The sequence below is a fragment of the Hymenobacter actinosclerus genome (assembly GCF_900111515.1).
GTDB classification, from domain to species: domain Bacteria; phylum Bacteroidota; class Bacteroidia; order Cytophagales; family Hymenobacteraceae; genus Hymenobacter; species Hymenobacter actinosclerus.
On record NZ_FOHS01000002.1, the window covers coordinates 1,016,269 to 1,042,361 of the forward strand.

General features: G+C 63.5%; 25 protein-coding genes. 15 read left to right on the forward strand and 10 right to left on the reverse strand.

Going from position 1 to position 26,093, the window contains the following annotated elements; genetic code table 11:
- Positions 1–277: 277 nt before the first annotated feature.
- Together BMY67_RS10655 and BMY67_RS10660 are read right to left on the reverse strand one after the other, a co-directional pair.
- On the reverse strand, positions 278–1,927 hold the full coding sequence (locus tag BMY67_RS10655; RefSeq protein ID WP_092771235.1) for an amidase: 1,650 nt from the start codon (positions 1,925–1,927) through the stop codon (positions 278–280).
- A gap of 202 nt (positions 1,928–2,129) precedes the next feature.
- Positions 2,130–4,292 carry an AsmA family protein gene (locus BMY67_RS10660; protein WP_143069780.1) on the reverse strand — a complete coding sequence of 721 codons (2,163 nt, stop codon included), beginning with the start codon at positions 4,290–4,292 and terminating at the stop codon, positions 2,130–2,132.
- Between the two features lie 187 nt (positions 4,293–4,479).
- Here BMY67_RS10660 and BMY67_RS10665 point away from each other — a divergent pair, with 187 nt between their 5' ends.
- From BMY67_RS10665 to BMY67_RS10675, 3 genes are all read left to right on the forward strand, one after another.
- Positions 4,480–5,079 (forward strand): 2'-5' RNA ligase family protein, encoded by a 600-nt coding sequence (locus BMY67_RS10665; RefSeq protein WP_177189784.1) that lies wholly within the window; start codon positions 4,480–4,482, stop codon positions 5,077–5,079.
- Between the two features lie 103 nt (positions 5,080–5,182).
- A complete protein-coding gene (locus BMY67_RS10670; RefSeq protein WP_092771242.1) occupies positions 5,183–5,644 on the forward strand; it encodes a hypothetical protein in 462 nt (153 codons plus the stop codon).
- A gap of 176 nt (positions 5,645–5,820) precedes the next feature.
- Positions 5,821–6,846, forward strand: coding sequence for an N-acetylmuramoyl-L-alanine amidase family protein (locus BMY67_RS10675; RefSeq protein ID WP_394333359.1), 1,026 nt, complete (start codon positions 5,821–5,823; stop codon positions 6,844–6,846).
- Positions 6,847–6,966: 120 nt separating this feature from the next.
- Here BMY67_RS10675 and BMY67_RS10680 read toward each other — a convergent pair whose 3' ends face one another.
- On the reverse strand, positions 6,967–7,308 hold the full coding sequence (locus BMY67_RS10680) for a hypothetical protein (protein ID WP_092771246.1): 342 nt from the start codon (positions 7,306–7,308) through the stop codon (positions 6,967–6,969).
- Between the two features lie 136 nt (positions 7,309–7,444).
- Here BMY67_RS10680 and BMY67_RS10685 point away from each other — a divergent pair, with 136 nt between their 5' ends.
- From BMY67_RS10685 to BMY67_RS10695, 3 genes are all read left to right on the forward strand, one after another.
- Positions 7,445–8,755 (forward strand): cystathionine gamma-synthase family protein, encoded by a 1,311-nt coding sequence (locus tag BMY67_RS10685; RefSeq protein WP_092771248.1) that lies wholly within the window; start codon positions 7,445–7,447, stop codon positions 8,753–8,755.
- Positions 8,756–8,877: 122 nt separating this feature from the next.
- Positions 8,878–9,441: a hypothetical protein gene (locus tag BMY67_RS10690; protein ID WP_143069781.1), complete on the forward strand. Its 564-nt coding sequence runs from the start codon at positions 8,878–8,880 to the stop codon at positions 9,439–9,441.
- Positions 9,442–9,775: 334 nt separating this feature from the next.
- Complete coding sequence (locus tag BMY67_RS10695; protein ID WP_177189785.1) at positions 9,776–10,510, forward strand: DUF3667 domain-containing protein; 735 nt, start codon at positions 9,776–9,778, stop codon at positions 10,508–10,510.
- 79 nt (positions 10,511–10,589) lie between these two features.
- On the opposite strand, the gene BMY67_RS10700 is transcribed toward BMY67_RS10695, so the two are convergent.
- The 5 genes from BMY67_RS10700 to BMY67_RS10720 form a co-directional block, all read right to left on the reverse strand.
- Positions 10,590–11,561: a deoxyhypusine synthase family protein gene (locus BMY67_RS10700; protein ID WP_092771254.1), complete on the reverse strand. Its 972-nt coding sequence runs from the start codon at positions 11,559–11,561 to the stop codon at positions 10,590–10,592.
- Between the two features lie 125 nt (positions 11,562–11,686).
- Positions 11,687–12,223, reverse strand: a complete 537-nt coding sequence (hslV, locus tag BMY67_RS10705; RefSeq protein WP_092771256.1) for an ATP-dependent protease subunit HslV — start codon at positions 12,221–12,223, stop codon at positions 11,687–11,689.
- Positions 12,220–13,149 carry a restriction endonuclease gene (locus BMY67_RS10710; RefSeq protein ID WP_092771258.1) on the reverse strand — a complete coding sequence of 310 codons (930 nt, stop codon included), beginning with the start codon at positions 13,147–13,149 and terminating at the stop codon, positions 12,220–12,222. Before BMY67_RS10710 ends, hslV begins: the two co-directional genes overlap by 4 nt.
- 104 nt (positions 13,150–13,253) lie before the next feature.
- Positions 13,254–15,077: a pyruvate dehydrogenase complex dihydrolipoamide acetyltransferase gene (locus BMY67_RS10715; protein WP_092771260.1), complete on the reverse strand. Its 1,824-nt coding sequence runs from the start codon at positions 15,075–15,077 to the stop codon at positions 13,254–13,256.
- Positions 15,078–15,518: 441 nt separating this feature from the next.
- Positions 15,519–16,133 carry a histidine phosphatase family protein gene (locus BMY67_RS10720; RefSeq protein ID WP_092771262.1) on the reverse strand — a complete coding sequence of 205 codons (615 nt, stop codon included), beginning with the start codon at positions 16,131–16,133 and terminating at the stop codon, positions 15,519–15,521.
- 159 nt (positions 16,134–16,292) lie between these two features.
- On the opposite strand from BMY67_RS10720, the gene BMY67_RS10725 reads away from it, so the two are divergent.
- The 6 genes from BMY67_RS10725 to BMY67_RS10750 all read left to right on the forward strand — a co-directional run bounded on the left by BMY67_RS10725 (position 16,293) and on the right by BMY67_RS10750 (position 22,462).
- A complete protein-coding gene (locus BMY67_RS10725; RefSeq protein WP_092771265.1) occupies positions 16,293–16,712 on the forward strand; it encodes a hotdog fold thioesterase in 420 nt (139 codons plus the stop codon).
- Positions 16,713–16,940: 228 nt separating this feature from the next.
- The gene (locus tag BMY67_RS10730; protein WP_092771267.1) at positions 16,941–18,155 is read left to right on the forward strand and encodes a chorismate-binding protein; all 1,215 of its coding nucleotides are present in this window, start codon (positions 16,941–16,943) and stop codon (positions 18,153–18,155) included.
- A gap of 145 nt (positions 18,156–18,300) precedes the next feature.
- A complete protein-coding gene (gene menD, locus BMY67_RS10735) occupies positions 18,301–20,184 on the forward strand; it encodes a 2-succinyl-5-enolpyruvyl-6-hydroxy-3-cyclohexene-1-carboxylic-acid synthase (protein WP_092771269.1) in 1,884 nt (627 codons plus the stop codon).
- A gap of 33 nt (positions 20,185–20,217) precedes the next feature.
- Positions 20,218–21,042, forward strand: a complete 825-nt coding sequence (gene menB, locus BMY67_RS10740; protein ID WP_092771271.1) for a 1,4-dihydroxy-2-naphthoyl-CoA synthase — start codon at positions 20,218–20,220, stop codon at positions 21,040–21,042.
- A 108-nt stretch (positions 21,043–21,150) separates the two neighbouring features.
- On the forward strand, positions 21,151–21,870 hold the full coding sequence (locus tag BMY67_RS10745; RefSeq protein ID WP_092771273.1) for a DUF1266 domain-containing protein: 720 nt from the start codon (positions 21,151–21,153) through the stop codon (positions 21,868–21,870).
- A 124-nt stretch (positions 21,871–21,994) separates the two neighbouring features.
- On the forward strand, positions 21,995–22,462 hold the full coding sequence (locus BMY67_RS10750) for a DUF305 domain-containing protein (RefSeq protein ID WP_092771275.1): 468 nt from the start codon (positions 21,995–21,997) through the stop codon (positions 22,460–22,462).
- 90 nt (positions 22,463–22,552) lie between these two features.
- Here the strand turns inward: BMY67_RS10750 and BMY67_RS10755 are convergent, their stop codons facing one another.
- Positions 22,553–22,765 carry a hypothetical protein gene (locus BMY67_RS10755; RefSeq protein ID WP_092771277.1) on the reverse strand — a complete coding sequence of 71 codons (213 nt, stop codon included), beginning with the start codon at positions 22,763–22,765 and terminating at the stop codon, positions 22,553–22,555.
- A 143-nt stretch (positions 22,766–22,908) separates the two neighbouring features.
- On the opposite strand from BMY67_RS10755, the gene BMY67_RS10760 reads away from it, so the two are divergent.
- Positions 22,909–23,361, forward strand: coding sequence for a hypothetical protein (locus tag BMY67_RS10760; protein ID WP_092771279.1), 453 nt, complete (start codon positions 22,909–22,911; stop codon positions 23,359–23,361).
- A 177-nt stretch (positions 23,362–23,538) separates the two neighbouring features.
- On the forward strand, positions 23,539–24,672 hold the full coding sequence (locus BMY67_RS10765) for an AMP-binding protein (RefSeq protein WP_092771282.1): 1,134 nt from the start codon (positions 23,539–23,541) through the stop codon (positions 24,670–24,672).
- 110 nt (positions 24,673–24,782) lie between these two features.
- Here the strand turns inward: BMY67_RS10765 and BMY67_RS10770 are convergent, their stop codons facing one another.
- Positions 24,783–25,442 carry a hypothetical protein gene (locus BMY67_RS10770; protein ID WP_092771284.1) on the reverse strand — a complete coding sequence of 220 codons (660 nt, stop codon included), beginning with the start codon at positions 25,440–25,442 and terminating at the stop codon, positions 24,783–24,785.
- Between the two features lie 188 nt (positions 25,443–25,630).
- On the opposite strand from BMY67_RS10770, the gene BMY67_RS10775 reads away from it, so the two are divergent.
- Positions 25,631–26,089, forward strand: a complete 459-nt coding sequence (locus tag BMY67_RS10775; RefSeq protein ID WP_092771286.1) for an ABA4-like family protein — start codon at positions 25,631–25,633, stop codon at positions 26,087–26,089.
- Positions 26,090–26,093 lie beyond the last annotated feature (4 nt).

Genomic DNA, 26,093 nt, shown 5'->3' on the forward strand with positions numbered 1-26,093 from the left:
TGCGGAGGAGCTATGAAGCCGCAAAGGTACGGGTTTGCCGGCAGGCCACCTTATAGGTTTTGCTGGGTTCCTTCCCAGCCTCGTTTTCATCCGTCTTAGCCCACTAATAGCGCACCGCTCAGCCCAGACCAACCAAACGGTCAGGCCGGGTGCATGCTAGCAGGTGTGGGCGCTTAACGAAAAGGGAGGTTGTGCTTCGACAAGGGCAGCATAACCATTTGATAGCCGCAAGAGCATCCTTGGCTTAGTATCCATACGCGCTAGTTAGGAGGCTCCCCTACCCTACGAACGGCCCCTTAAACTGCGGGGCGGCGCGCTTCTTCGAGACCTGCTCGTAGGCGTAGGCGAAACCCAGCAGCGGGCCCTCCTGCCAGGGCGCGCCCACGAACGACAGGCCCACCGGCAGGCCGTGGGCCTGGCCCATCGGTACCGTTACGTGCGGGTAGCCGGCCATGGCGGCCGGCGACGAGAAGCCGGGGCCGCCGCCCGAGTCGCCGTTAATCAGGTCGATGCAGCGGGCGGGGGCGTTGGTGATGGCCACGATGGCGGCCAGGCGGTTCTTCTGCAGCACGCCGTCGAGGGCGGCACGGGCCCCACCCTGCGACTTTTTCAGGGCGGCCAGGTAGGCGGGCGTTTTCAGGTCGCCGAGCTTCTGGGAGGCTTCCAGAATTTCCTGCTGGAAGAAAGGCATGGCCTTGTCCTTGTGCTCGGTGTTAAATTTGATAACGTCAGCCAGGGTTTTTACCCCCGCGTTGGCGGTGGCCAGGTATTGGTTTACGCCGTCCTTGAATTCATAAAGCAGCACGTCGTACTCGGCCTGTCCGAGCGGGTCCGTCAGCTTCTCCACTTCCACCTCTACAATGGTAGCGCCCTGCGCCTTGAGTACCTCCAGGGCTGCCAACAGCAGCGGCACGGCCTCCGACGAACCCGTGAGGTGGCCTTTTTCCACGCCCAGGCGCTGGCCTTTCAGGGCATCGGTTTTCAGGAAGGTGGTGTAGTCGGGGGCCGCTTTGCCGGTGCCGGCTTTCGTGGCCGGGTCGCGGGGGTCGGGGCCGGCGAGCGGGCCCAGCAGCAGGGCCGCGTCGTGCACGGTGCGCGTCATGGGGCCAGCCGTGTCCTGGGTGGCCGAGATGGGGATGATGCCGGTGCGGCTCCAGAGGCCCACCGTGGGTTTCACGCCCACCAGCCCGCTGCACGAGGCCGGCGACACGATGGAGCCGTCGGTTTCGGTGCCGATGGCGGCGGCGCAGAAGCTGGCCGAAGCCGCAGCGCCCGAACCGGCCGACGAGCCGCTGGGCGTGCGGTCGAGGATGTAGGGATTCTTGGTCTGGCCGCCCACGCTGCTCCAGCCGCTGGTGGAGCGCGTGGAGCGGAAGTTGGCCCACTCGCTGAGGTTGGTTTTGCCCAGCACCACGGCTCCGGCCGCCCGCAGCTTCTGCACAATAAAGGCGTCCTGCTTCGCCTTGTGGCCAGCCAGGGCCAGCGAGCCAGCCGTAGTGGGCTGCTGGTCGGCAGTATCGATGTTGTCTTTGAGCAGGATGGGAATGCCGTGCAGTGGGCCACGGATTTTGCCCTCCTTGCGCTCCTGATCGAGGGCGTGGGCCAGGTCGAGGGCGGCGGGGTTGGTGAGCAGCACCGCGTTCAGCCGGGGCCCCTGCTTGTCCAGCGACTGGATGCGGTTGAGGTAAAGCTCGGTGATGCCGCGCGAGGTCATTTCGCCGTGCGTCATCTTGGCCTGTAGCTCGGCCAGCGTGAGTTCAAGGAGCGCAAAATCGGCCGCTTCGGGCGCCGTTTCGGGGTTGGCGGCGGCCGCAGCTGCTTCGGCGGGCTGCTGCTCGGCCGAGGGCGAGGAGCAGCCCGCCAGCGAGAAAACGGATAAACTCAGGCCAGTGAGCGAGCCTTGACGCAGGAAGATTCGACGGTTCATAAGGGAGCGGCTTTATGCCGTCAAGATAAGTCGGGCAGTCGGATTAACGGGATCTTCGGAGCAGAAAAAAGCTTCCCCATCTACATATTACGCCTGTTACCCGGTAAGGCGCAGGCAGGACCAAACCAACGCCTAGCATCCGCATGAAAAGGGTGCTGAGAAGGCGGGCAGACACTGGGCACAAAGCGCGAAAAACGACGGGTTAATCTGACTCGCTCAGCTTTTTGGCCAGCGGCGCGGGCACGCCGGCACTATTGAGCAGCCCACTAACGAGGCCCTGGCGCCAAAGAGTAAACACCGAGTAGCGCCGCTCACGCCCCGAGTGCATGTTACCGGGTTGCAGTGGCTGCCCAGGTTTACGGGGGTTGTTGTCGCGAATAAAAAGGCCGTTGATAACCGTGGTTTCCAGGCGGTGCAGCAGGCCGGGCTTGTTCTGGCGGTTGAGGCGCTGAAGCTTGAGGTCGGCGTAGCGGGCCTGCATGGTCCCGCGGGCCGCCTGCTGATCGAGCTGCATCCGGAAGCTGATGTGCTGAATCCGGCCGCGCCGGAAACGGATGCCGCGGGTAGGGATGGTCATGGAATTGAGCAGGGAAAGCGAGGCCGGCCCGAACGTGCCACTGATGGTGTGGCGGCCGGCCGGGTCGAGCATGTTGGCCCGTAGCTGCACCCGCATCCGGCACTGCCCCTGCAAAAGGGCGCTGGCCGTGCCCGTCAGCGGGCGGCGGGCACTCATCCGGGCCGGGTCGTTGCTCACATTGTGCAGGGTGCCCGCAAAATCGGTAATCTGAATAATGCCGGGGCGGGCCTCGCGGGGGGCACGGTATCGGCTCGTAATAGTGGCCCCCACTACCCGCAGCCGCTCCATGGCAAACCGGAACGGTACTTTTCGGAAGGCCTCGGGCGTCACGTGCGATAGGTTGGGGTTCTGAGCAAACCGGCCGTCGCTCTGGGTGCTCACGCGGGGCCCGCTAACGGTCAGGCTAGTGGCCCGAAGCTCCTGTTGGTTGGCCGCCGCCCCGAAATCGAGGCCCGCCAGGCGCAGCTCGGGCACCTTTACCGTGAGGTGAGCCGCCTGGTGCCCTTTGCGCCGGGCCAGCGCCACCACCGACATAGTGGGCAGCACCAGTACCCGGCGCAGCGTCAGCTGCTGCCGGCGCGTGTCGGCTTGCAGCTGGCTCCAGCTCAGGTGGTAGTAGGGGGCATCGAGGCTAAGCGTGGCCGGACCGGTGCGCAGCTGCCAGTGGCCGGCGTAGTAGATGCGGGGCACCGGGGTGCGGGGCAGCACCTGCAGGTGGTGGCCGGCCAGTTGCACCTGGGTTATGGTGGGTGCCTGGGGCAATCCGGCTACCCGTAACTGGCCCCCGCCCACCCAAATCGTGCTTAGCCGACACTCGCTTAGGTAGGGCGCCAGCAGCTCGTGCAGCGGCGGCGGGGGCGTAGCAGGCAGCGTGCAGGCCACCTCGGGCCGGCGCAGCCCCAGCGAATCGGCCCGGAAGCGGCCCCGGCTCAGGGCCGCCGCATCGAGGCCGGTGAGCGTGAGCTGGGGCAGCGTCAGGCGCAGGCGCAGGGCCGCGCTGCGTTGCGGGCCAATGGGCTGCGCCGGATTCACCACCAGCGAATCGAGCACCAGCTGGCGGGCTTTGGTGGAGAAGCGCAGGCGGCGCAGATGCACCGCATGGCCGGGCACCCGAACGGCCAGCCCCTGGGCCCGGCCTGCCACGGTCGCCGCCCCGCCCACCCGGGCCGAATCGGACGTGCCATCAGCACTCAGGCGCAGGTCGCGCGCCGTCAGGTCGGCGTGGGCCAGGTTGATTTGGGGCTGGGTGGCGGGTCCGCAGCGGCCGTGCAGGTGGCGCACCGTGAGGTAGCCCAGCCGCAGGCCCGCGCCGGGCAGGCGGGCATAAAGTGGTTTGTCCGAACCGTCTCCGGCTGGCAGCGGGCCCAGCACTACGGCCAGCGAATCGAGCCGTATGCTATCTACTGGCACCTCCCGGCCCCGCAACAGCGCCCACAGGCCCAGCCCGCGCAGCCGAAGCTTGCCCAGCGCCAACTCGGCGGCCGGCAGCGAGTCGGTGGGCCCGGCCGCGCCGGTGGTAGTAAGATGCACGGCCCGCAGCTCAACCCCGCGCTGCCACAGGCTGGTATGCAGCTGGCCTACCCGCAGCCGATAATGGCCGTGGCTGGCTGTGCTCACCTTTTCTTCGAGGGTACGGCGCAGCCAGGGGTCGAGCAGAAAGGTGGCGCCCAGCCAGGCTGCCAGCCCCAGCCCCAATAGCCCGGCCAGCAGCCACCGGCCCCAGGGGCGGCGCGGGGCGGGAGCCTTGGCGGCAACGGAGACGGGGCAGCAATGGCAGACACGGCCCAACTTACGAGGGTCGAGTTAGGAAAGATTATGCGACTCACTTTTCCTGAACCCCGCGCCGCTGCACTTGTTGTCTGCCTAAGCCCACAGGGCCATGCACACCCCGGCGGCCACCCGACTGTCGGCAGTTCTCCGTAGTATTGGGGGCCCGCTTTGCCCCCGACTGGCCGTGTTCTTACCTGCTTCGCCGATGCTCGCCATAACCTCGCTGCTCAACCCGCAGAACGCCGACCGCATCAACTCCATTATCCGCAGCCTGGAAACCGAGTTCGGCCTTGATGACGTGCAGGCTACCCCCGACCCGCACATCACCTACCAGCTGGCGGGCGTGCGCAAGGGCGCGGCCCTGCGGCAGGTGCTGCGCGGCGTGGCCCGCAACACCAAGCCCTTCGTGGCCCACACCACCGGACTGGGCATTTTTCCGGGCCCCAACCCGGTTATCTACATTCCGGTGCTGCGCTCCGATGCCCTCAATCAGCTCCATCACCGCATCCGGCAGGCCACCGCGCCGCTGTGTTTGCGCACCGATAAGTTCAGCGGGCCCGACTGCTGGCTGCCCCATATTTCGCTGGCCCTGCACGACACCACGCCCGAGCTGCTGGGTCCGGTGATGCAGTACCTCAATCAGCAAACCTTCGATTTAAAGCTGACCATCAGCAACCTGGCCATTTTGCGCCAGGAGGACGAAAAGTTTACAGCCGAGAAAATTCTGCCCTTCGAGGGCCATAAGCACGACCCAGCCCCATCGTTGTTCGACGCCGAAAACCAACCGCTTCCGGGCTGCAACTAGCTGGTCGGCAGTTTATTTGCCGGCACCCGCCCGCCAATTAACCCCGGGCGTGCAAAACTGCCCGCCAGCCCCGACCTTTGCCCTTCACCAACTTTCCTGCCCTATGTACCCTACCCTGCTACTCATCCACTCCTGGTCGCGCTGGCTGGTGCTCATTTTTGGCCTGATTGCCATTTTCCGTGCCTTTTCGGGCTGGCAGAACCGCCGCCCCTACCTGGGCGCCGACAACGGCATGGCCGCTTCGTTCGTGGGCTCGATGCACCTGCAGCTGCTGCTGGGCCTGATTCTGTACTTCATCAGCCCGGTGGGCGCCAAGGCCTTCGAAACGGCCGGCAGCGCCGTCATGAAAGATGCGGGCAGCCGCTTTTTCGCCGTCGAGCACCTGGTAGGCATGCTCCTGGCCGTGGTCGTGGCGCAGGTTGGCCGCATCGTTTCGAAGAAAGCCGTTGACCCGGTCGTCAAGCACAGAAAGGCCTTCATCTGGTTCACGGTAGCGCTGGTTATTGTGCTGCTGATGATTCCGTGGGGTATCTGGAACCCGGCCCGGCCAATGTTCCGCTTTTAGCGGCGCGGGCTTCGTTGCCTTTTAGCACCCGTGGCGCTCCGCGCCGGACTGCCCGCGGGTGGTCCGGCGCGGAGCGCCCGTTTTATCCGTTTGCTGGGCCAGTGCCCGGCCGGCGGTTTACTGCCCGGTTTTTGCGGCCGGGCCCGGATCTGGTTTCGTCTGTTAAGTTGCTGCTTTTGCGTTTCGTTGTTTTCTTCTGCCTGTTCTGCCTTTTTACCATCCCCGGTTTCAGCCAGCGCGGCCCCACGGCCGTGGCCCGTTCGGGCGAGGGAGTCCACGCCCTGCTCCGCCGTAACGGCCTGGCCGAGTCGCGGCACTTCCTGCAGTTTTTAAGCCTGAATCGGGGCCGCCTGACGGCCGGCAATGGCCTGATGGCGGGCCGCACCTACCGCCTGCCGGCCCGCGGCAAGTCGGCAGCGGCCGCCCCGAAAGCGCCGGCCCGGGCCTCGGCCAGCAGCTCAGCTTCGGTGCTGCACGCGCCCATCTTCGGCCCCAAACACAGCCGGGTGCGGGTGCTCGACCGCTCGATGCGTGGGGCCGTGTACTACCTTTCGCCCGGCCATGGCGGCCCCGACCCCGGCGCCGTTGGCAAGTACGGCAAGCATCGGCTGGCCGAAGACGAGTACGCCTACGACGTAACCCTGCGCCTGGCCCGGGTGCTGATGGAGCACGGCGCCACGGTGTATATGCTGATTCAGGACCCCAACGACGGCATCCGCGACGAGCAGTTTCTCAAAATCGACTACGACGAGCTGACGTATCCGCACCAGCGCATTCCGCTCAACCAGCTGGCCCGCCTGCGCCAGCGCATCGCGCAGGCCAACCAACTGCACGCCCGCCACAAGGGCGCCTACCAGCGGCTGTTGTCGCTGCACGTCGACAGCCGCAGCCAGGGCCAGAAAATCGACGTGTTCTTCTACCACCACGCCAACAGCGCGGCCGGTTTGCGCACGGCCCGCAGCATCCACCGGGTATTCACCAACCGCTACGCCCGCGCCCAGCCCAACCGCCCCTACTCGGGCAACGTGCTGCCCCGCAGCTCGCTCTACGAGGTGCGCACCAGCCACGCCCCGGCCGTATTTATGGAGCTGGGCAACATCCACAACTCCCGCGACCAGCCCCGCTTCCTGCTCCCCGACAACCGCCAGGCCCTCGCCAACTGGATTTACGAGGGCCTGCGGGCGGATTTCAAGGGGCGCTGAGTTGCCTTTGTTCGATTGCTAGCCGGGAGTCCCAGGGCTGAAGCCCTGGGACGTAGCGGGTCAGCCGAAACGCTGATTAGCCCAGGGCTTCAGCCCTGGGACTCCCGGCTGGCAGCTAACCTACGGATTCATCAGCAGGAACAGCAGATTGTGGTACAGGATGCCCTGTTCGCCGTCGTGGATGCCGTCGAGGCCGGCGTCTTCGAGCAGGGCTTCCACTTCTTCGTAGTCGCGCAGGAAGTCGGTTTCGGGCTCCAGCTCGCCTGGGATGAGCGTGTGGGTGAGGTAGCGGCGCTGGGACTCGATGGTGATGTAGAGCTTCTGGTGCTCGGTTTGGGCGATGAGCAGGGCAGGGCAGGGAATCAGGATTTCGTCGCCGTCCTCATCCTCGCCGCGGGTGTAGACAATGGTTTTTTCGGCGTCGGCGGTGTGCTGGAGGAAGGTGTAGGTGTCGAGGGACATAGCGCAGCGGAGAGGGTCGGTGGTAGTCCAAGGTACGTGGTTGGGGCCGGAAATGATGGGTTTTCGGGGAAGGTTAACAGAATCGGTACCTTTGGGCTACCCACAATTCCTTCCCACCCTTCTTTTCTCACCCCCCATGACCAACCCCACCGACCACGCCCACATTGGCGGCCAGCGCCTGAACCCCGAGAGCCTGATGATGAGCTACGGCTACACGCCGGCCTGGAGCGAGGGCGCCATCAAGCCCCCGATTTTCCAGACGTCCACGTTCGTGTTCAAGAATGCCGAGGAGGGCAAGGCCTTCTTCGAGCTGGCCTACGGATTGCGTCAGCAGGGCCCCGATGAGGAAATGGGCCTCATCTACTCCCGCCTCAACAACCCCAGCCTCGAAATCCTCGAAAACCGCCTCACCCTCTGGGACGAAGCCGAGGAGGCCGCCACCTTCGCCTCGGGCATGGCCGCCATCAGCACCACCCTGCTGGCCCTGCTGCAGCCCGGCGATGTAGTACTGCACTCCGAGCCCGTGTATGGCGGCTCCGATTACTTCCTGAAAAATGTGCTGCGCAAGTTCGGCATTGAGGCCGTGGGCTTTCGGCCCAGCGCCAGCCCCGAAGAAATGCAGGCCCAGGCCGCCGCTATTGCCCCCGGCCGTTTGGCCATGGTGTACGTCGAGACGCCCGCCAACCCTACCAACCACCTCATCGACCTCGACGCCTGCTCCGCCCTGGCCCGCCAGTACAGCACGCCCGACAAGCCCGTGCGCTTCGTGGTCGATAACACCTTCCTAGGGCCCGTGTTCCAGCACCCGCTCAAGCACGGCGCCGACGTGGTGCTGTACTCGGCCACCAAGTTTCTGGGCGGCCACTCCGATTTGATTGCCGGCGCCGCGCTCAGCAGCCACGCCCTGATGAAGGAAATCAAGGCCATGCGCACGTTCATGGGCACCATGTGCGACCCCAACACCGGCTGGATGCTGATGCGCAGCCTCGAAACGCTGAAGCTGCGCATGGAACGCGCCGCCCAATCGGCCCAGGTAATTGCCGACTGGCTGCGCGAGCACCCGCTGGTCGAGCGCACGCATTACCTCACCCACCTCGAAGGCAACCCCGTGCAGCAGGATATTTACCGCCGCCAGTGTCTCTCGCCGGGCTCCATGATTTCGTTCGACATCAAGGGTGGCGAGGCCGAAGCCTTCCGCTTCCTCAACGCCCTCAAGCTCATCAAGCTGGCCGTGAGCCTGGGCGGCACCGAAAGCCTGGCCGAGCACCCCGGCACCATGACCCACTCCGACATCACGCTGGAAGACCAGAAGGAAATGGGCATCACCCCCCAAATGATTCGCCTGAGCATCGGCGTGGAAGACCCCCAGGATTTGATGTTGGACTTGGGTCAGGCCTTTGAAGCCGTGGGCGTGCCCAAGGAGGTGCGGGTGGCAGAAATGGCGTAATCCGCCGGCCTCTCTGGTACTTAACGTACCCTGGTTCCTCGTTAAACAATTTGGGCCTAAACAATTTAAAATTGTTTAGGCCCAAATTGTTTAGGTTCACTAACGCACTCCAATCCTCTATCATGGATACGCTCCCACATCGCACGCGCCTTAGGCTTTCGCAGGAAATGATGGCCGACTGGCTGGGCGTGCCCCGGTCGAGTCTGGCCCTAACGGAGCGGGGCTATCAATCGACTACCACGGCTATGGGGGTGCAGCAGACGCGCCTAATGCTGGCCGTCCAGGGCCTCGTGTACGACGGCGCAGGGGGCAGCTTCCCAGCCCCGTTGGCTCTGCCCGAACCGTTACCGGATGCGAAAGAGCTGGAGTACCGTCTGCGCCAGTGTCGGGCGAAGATGCAGCACCTGGAGTTACAGCTGACCATCCTGCACCGTCGGGCCGACCCATACTTGGCCCGATTGGCGGCGGTGCCAGCCCTGCGGGCTTACCCCGGCCCCGTCGCAAACCCGGAGGATGAAGCCGATTGGCTGACCATTTTTGAGCTGGAGGCCCGCAAGCAGCTCCGCGAGAAGTGCGGAGCCACGGCCCGGCTGCTGCTCGAAGCCCGCCTCGCCGGCCTGCAGCGCGAAGCCGAGGTGTTGGCCGAAGCACTGACCTCCTCTACCGCCCCAGAGCCGCTTCCGTAACCCACGCCGCCCTGCTTGTGCTCCGGCAGCAACGCCCCCGAGAATATAGGCAAAAGGCCTGCTGCTGAAGTTCAGTGGCGGGCCTGTTTGTATGGGTCCTCAATTCGAGTAGATTTACAGCTGAACCCCGTAATCTTCTCTTATGCAGCCGACTCCTACCGTTAACAGTACTCAGGAGCTTGAGTTACTACCTCCAGCGCATAGTTCGGCGCCTGTACCTACCCCGGCTGCTACGACGCACGGCTCGGCCCACTGCCTGAACTGCGGCCACACGGTGCCCGACCGGTTTTGCGGGCGGTGCGGGCAGGACGCCCACCACACCCACCGGCTCACGATGGCCGACATGCTGCACGACATTCCACACTCCATCTGGCACATCGATAAGGGCATTCTGTACACGTTGAAGACGATGATTTTCCGGCCCGGCCACACCATCCGGGAGTACTTGGCGGGCAAGCGCATCGACCATTTCCGGCCCCTGTCGCTGCTCCTCATCATCACCAGCACACTAGCGCTTTTGACATCGGTGCTGCACATAAGCGCCGCTCCTCGCGAGCCAGGTATTCCTGACAGCGTGTGGCAGATGCAGGAGATAATACTGACAGTTTACACCAAGTACATAAGCTGGTTCCATCTGGCCATGGTACCGGTTATGGCCCTATTCGCCCGCTTATTTCTGCGGCGTGGCGGGTTTAATTACGCCGAATGTCTGATTATCGCGGCGTTTTTAACGGCTATCCTCAACTTCTTCGCCCTGCTGTTTCTACCTGTTACCTACACTTTTTCTGGCACCCTACTAGTGCTGAAATCTAATCTTGTATTAGGAGCCTTATCCTACGCCTACGCCGCTTGGGCGTATGGGAGAATGCTTTCCCATACTAAAATGAACTGGCTGGGCCGCCTATGGCGCGGCTTTGCCTCTTACGCTCTGGGCCATGTGGTTTCTTTTCTTATGCTCTATGCCCTCGTTTTTGCTCTCAACTGGTCTACTTTCAAGAAAGCCTTACAGCTAGAGAAACAACAGCAAGCTCAAAGCCAGCAACAAGATACCCCGCCCAGGACGCAGTAATAGCAGCCAGCTTACCACTAACGCAAAGAGCCCGCCGCTGAATCCAGTGGCGGGCTCTTTACTAAGCATTAAGCGGCAATTATTGCCCCAGCACGATGGCAAATACCAGCGGCGCCACAATGGTGGCGTCCGACTCGATGATGAACTTGGGCGTGTCCTGGCCCAGCTTGCCCCAGGTAATTTTCTCGTTGGGTACGGCGCCTGAGTAGCTGCCGTAGCTGGTCGTCGAGTCCGAAATCTGGCAGAAGTAGCCCCACAGCGGCACGCTGGTGCGGCCCAGGTCCTGGTGCAGCATGGGCACCACGCAGATGGGGAAGTCGCCGGCAATGCCGCCGCCAATCTGGAAGAAGCCGACCGGGCTGGCTTCGGTGGCCTGCTCGGTGTACCAGCCGGCCAGGTAAATCATGTACTCGATGCCGGTGCGCACGGTGTGCACGTTCTTGATATCACCCGTGATGACGTGGCCGGCGAAGATGTTACCCAGCGTGCTGTCTTCCCAACCGGGGCAGATGATGGGCAGATTTTTCTCAGCGGCGGCCAGCATCCAGGAGTGCTTGGGGTCAATCTGGTAGTACTGCTCCAGTTCGCCGCTCAGCAGAATCTGGTAGAAGAACTCGTGAGGGAAATACTGCTCGCCGGCCTTGTCGGCCTTCTCCCAGAACTTGAGCACCGAGTGCTCCAGGCGGCGCATGGCCTCCTCTTCGGGAATGCAGGTATCGGTTACGCGGTTCATGTGGCGCTCCAGCAGGGCCTGCTCGTCGGCGGGCGTCAGGTCGCGGTAGTTGGGCACGCGCTCGTAGAAATCGTGGGCCACCAGGTTGAAGATGTCTTCTTCGAGGTTGGCGCCGGTGCAGCTGATAATCTGCACTTTGTCCTGGCGGATGAGTTCGGCCAGCTGAATGCCCATTTCGGCGGTGCTCATGGCCCCGGCCAGGGTAATCATCATCTTACCGCCATCGGCCAGGTGCTTGTTGTAGCCCTCGGCCGCATCGATAAGCGCAGCGGCGTTGAAGTGGCGGTAGTGGTGCTTGAGGAAGTTGGTGATTTGCATTGTTGAGGTTGTCAGTTGTTCGTTGTCAGTTGTTAGGTATGCGGAGGCTAGTTATGTTGACTGTTGTTGCCCTCCTTCTAAACCAGAACGGCCTAACAACTGACAACGAATAACTAACAACTACGCTATACCGGTTCCTCAATCATGAGGTTGTGGTTGGTGTAGATGCAGATGTCGGCGGCAATATGCAGGGCGTCTTCCACCATTTGACGGGCCGTGAGGTGGGGCGCGTGCTTTTTCAGGGCCAGCGCGGCGGCCTGGGCGTACATCGAGCCCGAGCCGATGGCGGCCACATCGTTGTCGGGTTCCAGCACGTCGCCGGTGCCGGCGATGATGAGCAGCTCGTCCTTGTCGCAGACTATCATCATAGCTTCGAGCTTGCGCAGGTACTGGTCTTTGCGCCACTCCTTGGCCAGCTCGATAGCGGCGCGGCGCAGTTGGCCGTTGTAGCCCGAAAGCTTCTCCTCAAACTTGTCGAGCAGCATAAAGGCATCGGCCGTAGAGCCGGCAAAGCCGGTGACTACTTTGCCGTCGTGCAGCTTACGCACCTTGCGCACGTTGCTTTTAGCCACGTGCTTGTCCATAGTGGCCTGGCCATCGGCACCGAGGGCCACCTGGCCGTTGTGGCGGATGCCGAGGACGGTAGTGGAGCGGATTCTCATAGTTCTTGGTCGAAGTAATCGTTGTCGAGTCTTTTAAGCAGGATGGTAGTTTCGGTACTAACTCCTACACTGTAATCTATCATCAACTGAGCAAGCTCCTGCCCGTCAATCAGCACGAGATTGATATTGGCGGGCTTGTAGCCTCTTGCTTCGGCAGAAAACTTAGCCGTTGTGATAAACGCGCCTTTCGTTGAGCCTTTATCAAGAAGAGCACCAACGAAGGCCTGTACATCGGGCCGGCCCACTGTGCTGCCATTTTGCCAGCGTTTTGCCTGCACGTACAGTTTATCAAACCCCAAACGGTCTGCCTTAATTACCCCATCAAGCCCACCATCACTTCCGCGCTGGAAAGCTTCGCCTGCTTCGGCAAAAGAACCGCCATAGCCCATGCGAACCAGCAAATCAACCACCAGACGCTCAAATGCCTGCCAGGGCAGTTGCTGCATTCTTTCCAGCAAATCCTGCTTCAGGGCATTATCCCACTGCTGAAAAGCGGTGTTTAATACATCACGCGGAGAAGCATCTGAAACTTGAGCCGCCGGAGCAATAGCAGATGATTTAGCCACACTTGTCCGGCTATTTTCCTCTAATTTTTCCCGAAAATCAGGGTAGCGCTGGCGTAGAAGGGCCAGATTTATTGCAGTGGGGGCTTCGCTTAGCAGCTGCTGACCTCGCGGTGTAATTCGCAGGTAGCCGCGCCTGGTACTTTCGAGCAGGCCGGCCATCTTCAGGTATGAGCGAGCCCAGCTTATCCGGTCACGGAATATCAAGCCGCTCCCGCTTTCATATACAGCTTCGCGGTCAGCTTCGCTTAACTGCAAGGTGTCAGCTAAGTGATTGGCCGACCCGGCAATAGTATGTTCAGCATTATCACTTGCCAGGGTCAAAACTGGCAGAAGAAGTGCTTGAAAGTCTGGAATCGGCATTGCAAAGATTAGTGGTGACGCTATAAACAGTTGGGGACCTGGCCCCTCGGCGTCGTTGCCCGACAACCAAGACCCCAAGTCCCCAAGTCCCTAAGCCCCCTTGATTAAATCAGCATGCGCAACGGGTCTTCGAGCAGGCTTTTGAGCGTTTGCAGGAAGGCCGCGCCGGTGGCGCCGTCGACTACGCGGTGGTCGCAGCTCAGCGTTACTTTCATGATGTTGCCGATGGCCAGCTCGCCGTTCTTCACCACGGCGGTCTGCTTGATGCCGCCCACGGCCAGGATGCAGGCATCCGGCGAGTTGATGATGGCCGTGAACTCGTCGATGCCGAACATGCCCAGGTTGGAGATGGTGAAGGTATTGCCCTCCCACTCGGCGGGCTGTAGCTTCTTGCTCTTGGCCTTGCCGGCCAACTCCTTCACTTCGGTGGCAATCTGCGACATGCCCTTGCCGTCGGCGTTGCGCACCACCGGCACCAGCAGGCCCTCATCCACGGCCACGGCCACGCCGATGTTGATGACGTGGTTCTGGCGGATTTTGTCGCCCAGCCACGAGGAGTTCACGGCCGGATGCTGACGCAGGGCCAGGGCCGAGGCTTTGATGACGAGGTCGTTGAAGCTGAGCTTGACGGGCGAAAGCTCGTTGAGCTGGGTGCGCACTTCCATGGCCCGGTCCATCAGGATTTCCATCGTCAGATAGAAATGCGGGGCCGTGAACAGGCTTTCGGAGAGGCGACGGGCAATAACTTTGCGCATCTGCGACACCGGCGTATCGGTGTAGGTGCCATCGGCGGGTTGGGCAGCCGGCGCGGCAGCTGGCGCCGCTTTCGGGGCGGCCTGCTCGGGCAGGGCCGCCTTAATGTACTCCGACTGTGGAGCCGCGGCAGCCGGAGCCGTAGCAGCGGGGGCAGCAGCGGGGGCCGGAGCGGCCGAGGCCGAAACGTCCTCCAGGTCGCGCGACACGATGCGGCCGTTCTCGCCCGAGCCCTTGATGGTGTGCAGATCGATGCCTTTATCCTTGGCAATGCTTTTGGCCAGCGGTGAGGCGAAGATGCGGCCGCCATTGGCCGCCGGAGCCGCCTGGCTGGTACTGGCGCTGGTCTGGCCCGTGGCTTTGGCCTCGGCCTGAATCTCAGCGGGGCGCTCCGCGTTTTCGGTTTCCGAGCGCTCGGTGGCGGCTTCGTCGGCAGGCGAGGCGCCGGCGGCGGCGTCCTGGCCGCCGAGCAGGGCCTGTACGTCGGCTCCTTCTTCACCGATAATGGCTAGTACGCCATCCACGGGCACGGCCTCGCCTTCTTTGGGGCCGATGTAGAGCAGCGTGCCGTCCTCGTAGTTGTCGAGCTCCATGGTCGCCTTGTCGGTTTCCACTTCGGCCAGAATATCACCCGATTTCACCTTGTCGCCCACCTTTTTCAGCCAGGCAGCAATGGTGCCTTCAGTCATGGTGTCGCTCATCTTGGGCATCCGGATAACCGTGGCCTTTTTGCCGTTGCCGGCCGGAGCGGCCGGTTTGGCGGGCTCGGCCTTGGGGGCCGCCGGAGCCTCGGCAGCAGCGGCCGGAGCCGCCTTGGGGGCTTCGGCCGGGGCGGAAGCTTCAGCGGCCGGAGCAGCCGGAGCTTCGGCGGTTTCGCCGGCGGCGAGCTGGGCGGTTTCGGCCTGGGCGTCCTTCAGCAGGGCCGCAATGTCCTCGCCTTCCTTGCCCACAATGGCCAGCAGGCCGTTCACCACTACCGCCTCGCCTTCCTTGGGGCCGACGTAGAGCAGCGTGCCGTCCTCGTAGTTTTCGAGCTCCATGGTGGCCTTGTCGGTTTCCACCTCGGCCAGCACGTCGCCGGATTTTACTTTGTCGCCTACTTTTTTGAGCCACGCCGCAATAACCCCTTCGGTCATCGTGTCGCTCATCTTGGGCATTTTTATGAGTTCGGCCATCTGCGTCGTCGTCGTTGGTATTGAGTAGGGCCAAAATTAGCCCGAAAATTCGGGGGAGCAAACGAAAGCTGTTTGCCGGAGCCAGCCTGGGAGATGGCGAATTTTCGCCGGCTTCCGATAGCCGTGCCTGCTTAGCTGGTTTATTTCACGCAGGGTCGCGGGGTGGATGAGGCAGGGTTTCGCAGTGGCCGTCGAACTACCCTGCCAGACTCGGCGCCGCCCACCCCGCGCCCCTGCGTGAAATAACAACAGACCTGAAGCAAATTTCGAGTTCGTGAACAGGATGTAGAGACGCAACATGTTGCGTCTCGTCGTTGCTGACGTTGTTCTACTGAGCTGTTCAACGACGAGACTCCAACTAGTGCGTCTCTACATCCTGTACCGCAACCTGAAAATTGCGCTAAAGCAAAGAAACCCGGCCTTCCCCTCTGAAATCCGTGGTCAGGCCAGGTGGCGCACGTCGAGAAAATTGCGCACCGTGAACAGCGAGCCAGTGTACTCCAGCTCGTAGAGGCCCAGGTTGTGGTGCTCGAAGTTTTCCATCTGGCTGAGCGGGTAGTGCAGCAGCTGGCACAGCAGCACCCGCATGGCCCGGCCGTGCATGCACACGAGCACCGTCTGCTCGTGAGGCCGGCTGGTGAGCAGCTCGATAAACGGGCGCTGCCGGGCGGCCACTTCATCGGGACTCTCGCCGCCTTCGAGGGCGGTAGCCGTGTTGCCCGCCCGCCAGCTCTGGAGCACGCCGTGGTACTCTTCGTCTTCCTCGGGCGTGATGCGGGTGCCCTCGCGGGTGCCCCAGCCGATTTCGTTTAAGCCCCCGTGGGCCTCGTGGGGCAGGCCCAGGGCCAGGAACCCGGCCACCGACTCGTGGGTGCGGCGCAGCAACGAGGTATATACCTTATCGAAGGCCACGTGGCTGTAGGCGGCAAAAAAGCGCGCCGCCTGCCGCCGGCCGGCCTCGTTGAGCGACGAATCGATGCCGCTGCCCTGCACGATGCCGCGCACGTTGAAGTCGGTTTGCCCGTGGCGAATCAGGTATATTTTTTTGACGCTCACTTTCCCCCTAGTTTTGCGGTTTGGTTTCTAAAGCTACAAGCTTTTGGCGGCAAGCTGCAAGCTTTTGGGCTTTAAGCCACAAGCGGCAAGCTATTAGCCGTAGGTACTTGAACGAGCTTGCAGCTTGTAGCTTAAAGCCCGCGGCTCATTTTCCTTCATATGACTCTCGACCAACTCAAGCACTGGGTCAACACCCGCCCCACCCTAGCCGATGCGCTGGGCATCGAGCTGACCGCCCTCACGCCCGACTACCTCGAAGGCCGCATGCCGGTCGATGGCCGCACCCACCAGCCCATGGGCCTGCTGCACGGCGGCGCCTCGGTGGCGCTGGCTGAAACGCTGGGCAGCATTGCCGCCCACACCCGCCTGCCCGACCCCACCAAGCAAGCCTGCGTGGGCTTGGAAATCAACGCCAACCACATCAAAGGCGTGCGCGACGGCCACGTCATCGGCCGGGCCACGGCCCTGCACGTGGGCCGCCGCACCCAGGTCTGGGAAATCCGCATCACCCACGAGCAAACCGGCGCTCTGGTCTGCATCAGCCGCATTACCATGGCGGTTATTGATGTGGAGAAGTGAGAAGTGAGAAGTGAGAAGTGAGAAGTGAGAAACGGTACGGGAATGGGATGCAAAAGGGAACTGTCATGCTGAGCGTAGCCGAAGCATCTCTACTGCCATGCTAACTCTGTCGTCAGGAATTACTATTGCGGTAGAGATGCTTCGACTACGCCTCCGGCTTCGCTCAGCATGACGGCCTTTTAAGTTCTCCCCAACACTAATTCCTCCAAGCCCCTTAAAGCCCCCGACATGCTCCAAACCGTTGCCTGGAACCCCGACCTGACGCCGCCGCAACGCCTGCGGCGGCTGGTGGCGCTGGCCCTGAGCAGCGGCCGGCCGGTGGCGCTGTGGCGGCTGCCCGGCGCGGCGCACGCCCGGCTGTGCCTAAGCTTGCGGGTGGAGGCGGCCTACGTGGGGTTGCCGCCGGCGCTGGAGGCCAGCGCCCCGGCCGGTTTCGCTTTCTTCCCTTTCCAGGATTCCGACCACAACCCGCCGCTGTTTCTGCCCGCCGACCTGTACTTCGACCTGGCCCGGCCCGACGAGGTGCGCGTGAGTTCCGCCGCCGCCGCCCGGCTGCCCCAGCTGCGGCAGCAGTTCGCCGCGCTGCCCGACCCGGGCCCTTTGGCCTGGCACGTGCGGCCCCGCCACGCCCCGCGCCCCGCCACCCAGCCCGAGTACGAGGCCCTGGTGCGGGCGGGCGTGGCAGCTATGCGGGCCGGTACGGTGCAAAAAGTGGTGTCGAGCCGGGCGGTGCACCGGGCGCTGCCGGAAGGGTTTGATGCGCTGCGGGCGTTTGAGGAGTTGCAGGCCCGCTACCCCACGGCGTTTGTGTCGCTGGTGAGCGCGCCGGGGGCCGGCACCTGGCTGGGGGCCACGCCCGAGGTGCTGGCCGAGGTGGGCGAAGACCAGGTATTCCGGACGATGGCGCTGGCCGGCACCCAGCCGCTGCTGCCCGGCCACGCCCCGAGCGAGGCCATCTGGCGGCAGAAGGAAATCGAGGAGCAGGCCCTGGTGGCCCGCTACATCGTGAACTGCTTCAAGCAGCTGCGGCTGCGCGAGTACCAGGAAACCGGCCCGCGCACCGTGGCCGCCGGCGACGTGCTGCACCTGCGCACCGATTTCGCGGTGGATTTGCACAACGTGCCCTTCGCCACGCTGGGCACCGACATGCTGCGGCTGCTGCACCCCACCTCCGCCGTCAGCGGCATGCCCCGGCAGGCCGCGCTGGATTTTCTCAAGCAGCACGAAGGCTACGACCGGGCCTACTACGCCGGTTTCCTGGGCCCCGTGAACCTGCCCGAGCCCGGCGCGTCCCGCCTCTACGTCAACCTGCGCTGCCTGCAACTGCGCCCCCAGCAAGCCGTACTCTACGCCGGCACTGGCCTCACCCCCGACTCCGACCCCACCAAAGAGTGGCAGGAAACGGAGCTGAAACTTCGGACCATTGGGGCAGTTTTGGAGTGAAGAACTGTCATGATGAGCGGAGTCGAAGCATCTCTACTGCAATGCTAACCAAACGTCAGGGTTACTATTGCCCGCGAGATGCTTCGACTTCGCCTCCGGCTTCGCTCAGCATGACACCGTTCTTCTATCAACTCAATTACCATCCATGTCCAGCACTCTGCAAGCCGTTCATAACATCCCCGAAATCTGCGCGCAGCTGGGCATTACGGACGTGGTGTTGTCGCCGGGCAGCCGGTGCGCGCCGCTGACCATTGCCTTTGCGCGCCACCCGGCCATTACGGTGCGCACGGTGCCCGACGAGCGGGCCGCCGCCTTCATCGGCCTCGGGCTGGCCCAGGCCCAGCGGCGGGCGGTGGCGCTGGTGTGCACCTCGGGCACGGCCGGCCTCAACTACGCGCCCGCCGTGGCCGAAGCCTTTTTCCAGCAGATTCCGCTGGTGGTATTCACGGCCGACCGCCCCCCGGAATGGATTGACCAGCTCGACGGCCAGACCATCCGCCAGACCGACCTGTACGGCCGCCACGCCAAAGGCTCGTTCACCTTCCCCCCCGACACCATCCACCCCGACGCCCGGTGGCACGCGGCGCGCCTCGTGGGCGAGGCCATCAACCTGGCCGAGCAGTTTCCGGCCGGGCCGGTGCAGGTAAACGTGCCGTTGCGCGAGCCCTTCTACCCCAAGCCTGGCGAGGAGCTGGCATTCGGGCCGGTGAAAGTAACGCGCGAGCTGCCCGGCCGCCCCCAGCTGCCCGCCGCCACGCTCCAGGAGCTGCGCGAAACGTTGCGTGACACCAGCCGCGTGCTGGTAGTAAGCGGCCAGCACCCGGCCGATGTAGCCTTGCAGCTGGCGTTGCGCGGGTTTGCCACCGCCTGGCAGGTGCCGGTAGTGGGCGACCTGATTGCCAACCTGCACCAGCCCACCGCCGCCAGCCTCAACCAGCACCCGCGCTTTATCGGCCGGCAGGATGTGTTTCTGGCCGTGCCCGGGCCCGGCCTCAAGGAGGCGCTACGGCCCGAGATGCTCATCACCTTCGGCCAGTCGCTTATTTCCAAGGCGCTCAAGCTCTACCTGCGCCAGCACCGCCCCACCCAACACTGGCACGTCCAGGCCGCCGGCCCGGTGGCCGACACCTTCCAGTCGCTCACCCAGGTTATTCGGATGGAGCCGGCTGATTTCTTCGCCGCGCTAAGCATCGGAAACGAGGATTCGGAGGGCCTGAACGAGAAGGTGGCTTTTCCTTTCGAGACTGCCGCGCCGGACCGCAACGTGCTGCCCGCCGACGCTACCCGGGTGGCCCCGCGGCCCCGTCTTAACTGGTCCGCGCCAACTGAAACGGACACGGCCAAAACCGCCTACCTGCGGCCCTGGCTGGCGGCCGAGAACTGGGCCGGCGGCCTGCTGGCGGGCTTTATGCAGCAGCCCGAGCAGCCCTTCAACGAGTTCACTACCATTTTCCGGGCGCTGCAACTGCTGCCCGACGGCGCGGCGCTGCACCTGGCCAACAGCATGGCGGTGCGCTATGCCAATATTCTGGGCTTGCCGGCCGGGCACGGGGCCGAGGTGTTTGCCAACCGCGGCACCAGCGGCATTGATGGCTGCACGAGCACGGCCGTAGGCGCGGCGCTGGCCCAGCCCAACCGGCCGGTGGTGCTGCTCACCGGCGACGTGGCGTTTTTTTACGACCGCAACGCATTCTGGCACAACTACCCGGTGCCCAACCTGCGCGTCGTGCTGCTCAACAACCACGCGGGCGGCATCTTCCGCCTCATCGACGGGCCCCGCCAGCAGCCCGAGCTGGAGGAGTTTTTCGAAACGCGCCAGCCGCTGACAGCCGAGAATACGGCCCGCGACTTTGGGCTGCGCTACTTCCCAATTTCTACTTTCGCTGAACTTGACGCCGCCTTGCCGGTTTTCCTGACGGCCGAAGGCGGCGCGACTCTGCTCGAAGTCTTTACCGACTCGAAAACCAACGCCGAGTTTTTTGAGCAGTACCGTACTTTGGTGCGCACCTCCTTCAGTTCGCCATCCTGAGCAAATTTTCTTACAACTAATACCTCTTCTACTATGTCAGAAAAAATTGACTGGACCCCGATCAAGGAGTTCAAGGAAATTCTCTTCACTCAGCACGGCGGCATCGCCAAAATCAGCATCAACCGGCCCGAGGTGCACAACGCCTTCACGCCGCTCACGGTGCAGGAGATGATTGAGGCCATGCATATCTGCCGCGACCGAACCGATATCGGCGTGGTGGTGTTTACGGGTGAGGGCGGCAAGGCCTTCTGCTCGGGCGGCGACCAGAGCGTGCGCGGCCACGGCGGCTACGTGGGCGAGGACGCCGTGCCCCGCCTCAACGTACTCGATCTGCAGAAGCTGATTCGGTCCTTGCCCAAGCCTGTAATTGCCATGGTGGCCGGCTGGGCCATCGGGGGCGGGCACGTGCTGCACGTGGTTTGCGACCTGACCATTGCCGCCGACAACGCCCGCTTCGGCCAGACCGGCCCCAAGGTGGGCTCGTTCGATGGCGGCTTCGGCGCCTCGTACCTGGCGCGCGTGGTGGGCCAGAAGAAGGCCCGCGAAATCTGGTTCCTCTGCGACCAGTACGACGCTCAGGAAGCCCTCGATATGGGCCTGGTAAACACCGTGGTGCCCCTCGATAAGCTGGAGGAAACCACCGTGGCCTGGTGCAACAAAATTCTGCAGCGCAGCCCACTGGCGTTGCGCATGCTCAAGTCGAGCCTCAACGCCGAACTCGACGGACAGGCCGGCATTCAGGAGCTGGCCGGCAACGCCACGCTGCTCTACTACCTGAGCGAGGAGGCCAAGGAGGGCCGCAACGCCTTCATCGAGAAGCGCCAGCCCGACTTTGACAAGTATCCCAAGTTTCCGTAACTGCTATTTGCGGCCGGTTGAAAAAAGGGTTTGTGCTGCGGCGCAAACCCTTTTTTTAGTAGTTTGGCCTTCATCGTCCTCTGCATTCCGGATTGCTTTAGTTCTGCTATGAGTCGCCTGACCAACTTTTTACGCAAGCTCCGGCCGGGACAGGGCAATGCCCGGGTGCTCGAAACCTTCAACCTGGAGCAATACGGCGCCCGCAACCTCGATGCCTACGACCTGACCAAGCCCTACCGGATGCTGGCGCCGACCGAGGTGCGGGCCATGGCGCTGGGGCTGCCGCTGTTTTTCTGGTCCGATTTGCCCATCCGGCTGCTGGCCCAGCTCAAGCCCGGCCCCTACGCCGAAGACAAAGCCTCGCTGGCCGAGTGGTGGGGCATCAACGATGCCGAAGAAGCCCACGACATCCTACACTGGCTGCGGCTCGAAGGCCACCGCACCGAGTACCAGCCCCGGCTCAAAACCGAGTCGCTGCACTGGCACCGGCAGTTCGAGGCCAACCCGTTTCTGGCCAAGCGGCCCGTAACCAACATCGGGGGCTGGGACTACGTGCGGCTGGTGTGCGTGGCGCGCTGGTGCTACGATTACGGCTACCTGAGCTGGGAGCAGGCCTGGCCCTTTATGGATGTGGGGGCCCGCCTGGCCCTGCGCGACTTCGACTCCTGGGAAAGCCTGGCCGCCAGCTTCATGGCCGGCCGCCTCATGTGGATGCCCGAAAATCCCAACCACGGCAAAATGGCCGCCAACCTCAAAGTGCTGGTCGAGTCGCCCACCAGCCCGTGGCGGCAGATTCCGTGGCAGCCCTACCCCGTGCCGACGGCCTGACGGCACGGGGTAGGGCTGCCACGTACAGAATTCAGGCAAATCAGCCACGTAATCGGGGGATTTTATAGCAGCGGGCCGAATGCCACCGTAGAGGAAGGCACTTTCCACGCAACCAGCTCTCCTGATGAACCATAACCCCTACCCCCGTTTTTTCCTGATGCTCGCCGTGTCGTTCGTCATCATGTACGTGGTCATGTACCTGAACACTTACGAGTTCGACCACGTGTACTTCAGCCTCACGCGCTTCTACATGACCATGCTCATGATTACGACCATGGCCGTGGTGATGCTGCTGTTCATGCTGAAAATGTATACCAACCCCGTCCGCAACGCGCTGATTATTGCGGGCAGCATTTCGGTGTTTATTGCCTCGCTGCTGATGGTTCGGGCGCAGACGTTTGTGGATGATAGGCTCTGGATGAAGGCCATGATTCCGCACCATTCCATTGCCATTATGGTCAGCAAGCGGGCCACTATCAACGACCCCGAAGTGCGGCAGCTGGCCGACAGCATTATTGCGGCTCAGGAGCGGGAAATCGGGCAAATGAAGACGATGCTTGCCCGCCTCGGGCACGAAAAGGCGGCGCAGTAGCCGGGCAGTATCCGGCGCCCCTTCGCTAAAGCGTGCAAGCGGCGGCCCGAACTGCTCGGGCCGCCGCTTCCACGTTTCGCAGGAATGCGCCTAGAAGATGGAACCCAGGCCGCGGCAGGCTTCGCACCAGCTGTAAAAGCTGCGCATCCGCTCGTCGTGGCGCTCCTGCCTGCGCCGCCGACGCGCTTCGCGGATGGTTCCGGCCATCAGGCGCAGGCGCTGAAGGCGGCGACGGAGGGCCGAATAATGGTGGTAAACGAAAGTTCGGGCCGGCTGCAGGGATGTAGGGGCAAAGGCATACATGGCAGTAAGGGCTGGTGGACAGCTTAATATACAAAAAAAATCGGCCATCTTTTCAATAACAAACGTTTTTCAGGCTATCATCAGCCTATTTCCCAAGGCGCAGGTTAATTGATAAGCTTCTGGCTCTGCCGCATCCCCGCCCGATGAACAACCCCGATTTCCACCGCGCCATCGGCCGCATCCGGCGGCGGCACTGGCTGCACTACGCGGTACAGAGCCTGCTGATGGGCGGGTTGGTGCTGGCTATGCGCCGGGCGCTGACGGCTACCGGGCCGGAGCCGCTTCCGCTGAGTTCGGGGCCGGGCCTGGCATTGCTGGCCGGCGGGGCGCTGCTGGCGGGCCTGGGGCTGCTTTGGCTGCGGCGGCGCATGGTGCCCAACCTGCGCCGGCGGGCCGAAGAAAACCTGCGCGTTTACCAGAGCCGCATGGTGCTTCAGAACAGTCTGCTGCTGCTTTCGGGCCTGCCGCTGCTGCTGGCCTACGGGCTGGTGGGCAGTCTGCCGGCGCTGCTGGCGTATATGGTGCTGATGCCGGTGCTGGCGCGACTCTCCGCACCCTCGGCCGAAGCCTACCAGCGCTGGCTGCTGAGCCGCTAGTCGGTTGCCAGTTTTCAGTTGCCGGTTGCCGGTTGCCCGTTGTTTGGACGGTTGGACTGACCGGAGGCTTTTGCTGGTGCTGGGGCCGATGCTGCCACCCGGGCCGCCGGTGCTACGTAAATTTATACCCGTCTCGCAACTCACTTCGCGCCGAGTCTACATCTGTCTTCCCTGCTTATGAATTCTGCTTCTGTTTCTGCCGACCGCGCCGCCCTCCGCCTGCCTGATTCCCTGCTGCTCAACGGCCGCGAATTTTACTACGCCGACATTCGGCAGTACCCCGCCCAGGCCCCGGCCGAGCTCAACGGCTACGAGGCCCGCGTGCTCGATTTCGTGCGCCAGTGGCTTAATGGAGCCCAGGAGTTCACCCTGACCACCTCGGGCTCGACGGGTCCGCCCCAGCCGGTGCACTTCCGGCGCCAGCAGCTCGAAGCCTCGGCCCGCCGCACCGGCGACTATTTCGACCTGGGGCCCGGTGAGCGGCTGCTCGTGTGCCTGAACTGCGAGTACGTGGGCGGGCTGATGATGCTGGTGCGCGGCCTGGAGCGCCGCATGCACCTGACCATCGTGGAGCCCCAGGCCAACCCGCTGGCCCTGGTAGCGCCCGACGCCTCGTTCGATTTCACGGCCCTGGTGCCGTTACAGCTGCGGGCGCTGCTGGCCGCCGGCCAGGCCCCGCGCCTCAACCAGCTGCGCGCCATTCTGGTGGGCGGTGCGCCGGTCGAGGCTGGTTTGGCCCACGAAATTGAGGAACTGACGGTGCCCGTGTACCTGACCTACGGCATGACGGAAACGGCCTCCCATATTGCCCTGCGCCGCCTCAACGGCCCGCAAGCCAACTCCGCCTACCAGGTGCTGCCCGGCATTGCGGTAGCCCAGGACGAGCGCGGCTGCCTGACAGTGCGCGCCGACGTTACGAACGACGAGCTCATCATCACCAACGACCTCATCCGCCTGGCCCCCGACGCCCGCAGCTTCGAGTGGCTGGGCCGCGCCGACTTCATAATAAACAGCGGCGGCGTGAAGGTACCGGCCGAAAAAGTAGAGCGGGTGCTGGAGCTGGCCCTGATGGAGCTGGGCCTCAACCGCCGCGCCTTCGTGGCCGGCCGCCCCGATGAGCGCCTGGGTCAGCAGGTGACGGCCTTTATCGAGGGCGGGGCGCTGCCCGAAACGCAGCAGCAGCAGTTGCGCGAGTTGCTGGGCCAGCGCCTGGACCGCTACGAGCAGCCCCGGCAGCTGGTTTTCGTGCCCGAATTCCAAACCACCGCCTCCGGAAAACTCGACCGGAAAGCTACGCTCAAGGTGAAATAGTGAGGTGGTGAAATGGTGAGTTTGCTGTTTGACGGAGCCTTATTGCGCCATATGCGCCGATGGCCGCATCGAACAGCAAACTCACCATTTCTCCATCTCACCATCTAACCTTATTCATCCTCGCCCCAGTCCTGGCTGAGGAGGCGCTCGTGGCCGCGGAATACTTTGTAGAGGTCGCCCAAAAAGAGTTTGGCGCGGGCGAAGAAGATGTAGCCGCTGATCTGGTCTTCGGGCTGCTGGCCCGAGGCAAAAACCTGCCGGTAGCCCGTGCCGGCCCCGATGCCCACCCAGCGGAAAATGCGGTAGTGCGCCCCTACGGAGGGCTCAACCAGGTACAATACCCGGCGGCTGCTCCGCTCACTGTGACCATCGGGAAAGAAAAACCGGGTGTAGTAAGAGCCCACGCCGATTTGAAGCGGGGTACTTAGCTCCCAACGCCGGTTGCCGATGAACACGTATTCGCCGTAGCCGGCCACGTAGCGGAAGCGCACCTCATCGCGGGTGCCGGCCGGCAGGCCCTCGGGCAAGGCCTGGCGGGTAAGCAGCCCACCCGACAGGCGGTAAAACCCCAGGCCGGTCCGCCACCGCCCCCGCCACTCGACGCCGCCCCGCAGCCCGTTGATGCCCACCACTTTGCCGTTGATGATGGAAAAGCGCTGATCGATCTGAAACACGGCCCGGCGGTGGCTCCGGCGCACGAAAGTGCTGTCGGGGGGGCTGGCGGCCCGTGCCGGCTGGGCAGCCAGCCCCCCGGCCAGCAGTGGGAACACAACAAAAAAGGAACGGGCTTTCACAGCCCAAAGGTACGGCGCGGGTGGCGCGGTGGTTGGCAACCCGGCCCCGCCTCACCCCCACCGGGCCGCTGCTTCGCCCCCGGCCAGCTTCGGCTCACCCCCAAACAGCTAGGTTTCACGGCTGGGCGTGAGCACCTTTGGTTCGTCAACCAACTCTGCTGCTCATGCCACTTTCCCCCGACTTTCTGTTTGCCGTGGCCAACCCGGTGGCCCTGCTGGGCTGGGCCCTGCTGGTGCTGGCGCCGCACTGGCGGATAACGCGCTGGGTGGTGCTAAGTGGGGCGTTGCCCCTGCTGCTGGCCGCTGCCTACGCCCTGCTTATCGGGGGCCACTACCTGGGCGCGCACGCATCGGAGGGCGGTTTCAGCTCGCTGAGCGGGGTGGCGGCGCTGTTTCGCAACCCGTGGGCGCTACTGGCCGGCTGGATGCATTACCTGTGCTTCGATATGTGCCTGGGCATCTGGGAAAGCCTGGATGCGCGGCGGCGCGGGGTGCCCCACGGGCTGCTGGTGCCCTGCCTGCTGCTCACGTTTCTGCTGGGCCCGGTGGGACTGCTGCTCTACGCGGCAGTGCGGCGCTTTTACCCGCTTAAAACAGCTTCCATTTCTACCGTCAGCCAGTAAAAAC